The sequence below is a fragment of the Daejeonella sp. genome (assembly GCF_044232565.1).
Classification (GTDB): domain Bacteria; phylum Bacteroidota; class Bacteroidia; order Sphingobacteriales; family Sphingobacteriaceae; genus Daejeonella.
The window spans coordinates 1-3,280 of sequence record NZ_JBIILQ010000275.1 but is presented as its reverse complement, the minus strand read 5'-3'; the positions used below and the strand labels follow the sequence as shown (position 1 = coordinate 3,280).

Genomic DNA, 3,280 nt, shown 5'->3' with positions numbered 1-3,280 from the left:
GCGGCTTTGAGATATTTCTTTTTGAAGAAAAAAGTATCTTCTCGTTGATAGAGTACGGGGCCAGTTTTTTTCCCAAACCAATAACCGACAAAATTGCCACTTATCGCAGCTCCCATTAAGCCAACGAGTAAAACATAAATAGAAACATCTAATTTTCCGGTTGCAACAAACATGCCTGCCAAAAATAAAAGATAATCGCCAGGTAGAAAAAATCCGAAAAACAATCCTGTTTCGGCGAAAACAACAAAAAGAAGCAGATAGAATCCACCCTCCCTCAGTAATTTTACCGGATCAATAAGATGTTGTAAATAATCCAAAATCTCTTGCATAAATTCGATATGCGTAAATCTACAATATTTATAGAATATTATAGCCTAGAAAAGATTGGATATAATACTAGGAAAAATTCCTACAATAATGGTTAGCAGTGCAGAAAAGCCTAATACGAAATTAAAGTATGCTGAAGATTGCAATTCTTTCGGTTCTGCCGACTTAAAATACATAGCTACAATAACTTTTAAATAGTAGAAAATTCCAATCACAGCATTCACCACAGCTAATACAACCATAATCATATGATACTCAGATAAAGCAGTGGAAAACATCATGAATTTACCTATAAACCCAGCGGTAAGAGGAATTCCTGCAAGAGAAAGCATTGCTATTGTGAGGGTAAAGGCAATAAAAGGATTTTTACTTGCTAGACCGTTGAAGCTATCGAAATTATCTGAACCTATTTGACGTTTCACCAAGATTAATACTGCAAATGCAATAATTGAAGCTACAGAATAAGCGCTTGCATAAACGAATACTGCGTTTTGTGAAACCGGACCCAATGCAACAATTGCAAAAAGCATGTAACCAGCATGAGAAATACTTGAAAATGCGAGCATTCTTTTGAAGCTATGCTGATAAAGAGCGGTTACGTTTCCAATGAACAGTGTAAGTACAGAAATTACCATCAATACCGGCATCCAAAAATCGTGTAATGGAGCAAAGCATACCATAAACAACCTCAAAAAAGCAGCAAAGCCAGCTGTTTTAACGACCGTGCTCATAAAGGCAGTAATCAATGTTGGTGATCCTTCATAAACATCTGGCGTCCAGAAATGGAAAGGAGCGGCCCCAATCTTAAAGCTTAATCCTATAATCATTAAAATTATACCGCTATAAAAAAGAGGAGAAATCCCTGAAGGATTAGCAATAACATATTCCTTTATCACACCTAAATCAAAAGTGGCACTTGCACCATAAATGAAGGCGATACCCAATAATAAAAAGCCTGTAGAAAAGGCTCCCATAAGGAAATATTTTAATGCAGCCTCATTCGATTTAAAATCTTGCTTACGAATACCCGCAAGAATATAGAGACTTACAGACATGATTTCAATTCCAATAAAGAGCATGGATAGATTATGGAAAGAAACCATAACTAAAATTCCAATTAGTGCGAATAGCATAATGGTATAATACTCGGCAACATGCTCACTTATTTGTTCGAAATAGTCTTTTGAAATTAACAAAATAAGCATGGTTGAAATAATGCAAATCGATGAAAATGCGACTGCAAAATTATCAAATAGCATCATTCCGCTATAAATTGGAGATGCGCCAGAATTCCATTCGAGTATAGTCAAAACCAAGGCACCTGCTAAGCCCAATAAGGTAACAGGCAATAAAGCATTTTTTGCCTTATACAAACCTAGGTAAAGAACCACAATGGCTAAAACAGATAGGGTTATTAATGCGTTCATGCTTTTATTTAACTAAAATCTTTTGATTAACCTGTTCAATCAGATTGATAACTGCTGCTTCTGATATATTCAGAATCGGTTGTGGATATATACCTATTAAAATTATTAACGCTGAAATGATCAGCAATACAGACTTCTCGGTACTATCAAGGTCAGTAAATGTAGATGTACTCGTATTGAGGCCGCCCAGCATTACTTTTTGATACATTCTTAACATATAAACAGCGCCAAAAATAATAGTCAAGCCAGCTATTGCAGCATACCAAATATTGGAGTTATAAATTCCCATTAAAAGGAGAAATTCGCCAACAAAACCATTGGTTAATGGCAAAGCGACGGTTCCGAGTAAAACAATGAGAAATCCAATAGCGAGCATAGGTGCAGGTTTTGCAATACCTCCCATCAGATTCATTTCGCGAGTATTTAATCGGCGGATAATAATATCAGCGATAAAGAACATGCCAACAACGTTAATACCATGATTTAACATTTGTATCATCGCACCCTGTAACCCTTGCAAATTCCACGCAAAAATTCCCGCAGAAATAAGTCCCACGTGTGCAATAGACGAATAAGCGATTAAGCGTTTGATATCATTTTGTGTAAATGCAATGATTGAGGCATAAACCACACCGATTATTGATAAAACCATTGCAGTTTCACCCCAGGCTTGAAATCCCATTGGCGCAATTGGAATTAACCAACGGATTACGCCATAAATACCCATTTTAAGCATGATACCTGAAAGAAGCATTGTGCCAGCCGTTGGAGCCTCAGTATAGGTATCAGGCTGCCAAGTATGGAAAGGGAATACTGGCATTTTGATTGCAAAGGCAATAAAAAAGGCCCAAAATATCCACCCCTGGGTAGTTGAATCAAGATTTAGTTTATAAAATTCAGCAATATCATAGCTATTGCCGGGAGTCTGTAAATGCAGATAGATGATAGCCACTAACATCAATAAACTACCCGCAATGGTATACACGAAAAATTTCAAATTAACCTTAATTCGATTCTCTCCGCCCCATACCGCACAAATAAAATAAACTGGAATCAATGCAATTTCCCATCCAACATAGAAAAGGAATGCATCAAGAGCTGTAAATACGAGAAGCAAACCGCTCTGCATGAAGAATATCAATGCATAAAAGGCTTTTTGATTCTTGATATCCTGCTTGAAGCTTGATAAAACTATGATTGGAATTAAAAGGTTTGTCAATAATAATAAGACCATGCTAATTCCATCAACACCTGCTTTGAACTGTATTCCAAATTGAGGTATCCATGCCAAATTGACAAGGAATTGAGTTGTTGCATCCGGTATGAAATTCAAATAGAGGTACACCGTAATAAGCAATGATACTAAAGAGAAAGTGGCCGAAAACCCTCTCACGATGCCTTTTCCAGACACTAGAATAATCAGTGCAGCAATTAGCGGAATAAAAATCTGTACTAGTAAAATTTCCATTTATCTCGTTCTACTCCTTAATATTAAATTTTGTACATACTATAAAACAGCAATGCAA

Annotated in this window: 3 protein-coding genes; all 3 read right to left on the bottom strand. The window is 36.3% G+C overall.

Annotated elements, in window-relative coordinates:
- Positions 1-329: DedA family protein (locus ACILQF_RS11915; protein ID WP_395627627.1), on the bottom strand; the 329-nt coding region annotated here is incomplete at its 3' end.
- 45 nt (positions 330-374) lie between these two features.
- Entirely contained in the window at positions 375-1,754 is a 1,380-nt protein-coding gene (locus ACILQF_RS11910; RefSeq protein ID WP_395627626.1) for an NADH-quinone oxidoreductase subunit N, read from the bottom strand.
- 4 nt (positions 1,755-1,758) lie between these two features.
- On the bottom strand, positions 1,759-3,222 hold the full coding sequence (locus ACILQF_RS11905; protein WP_395627625.1) for a NuoM family protein: 1,464 nt from the start codon (positions 3,220-3,222) through the stop codon (positions 1,759-1,761).
- Between the last annotated feature and the right edge of the window lie 58 nt (positions 3,223-3,280).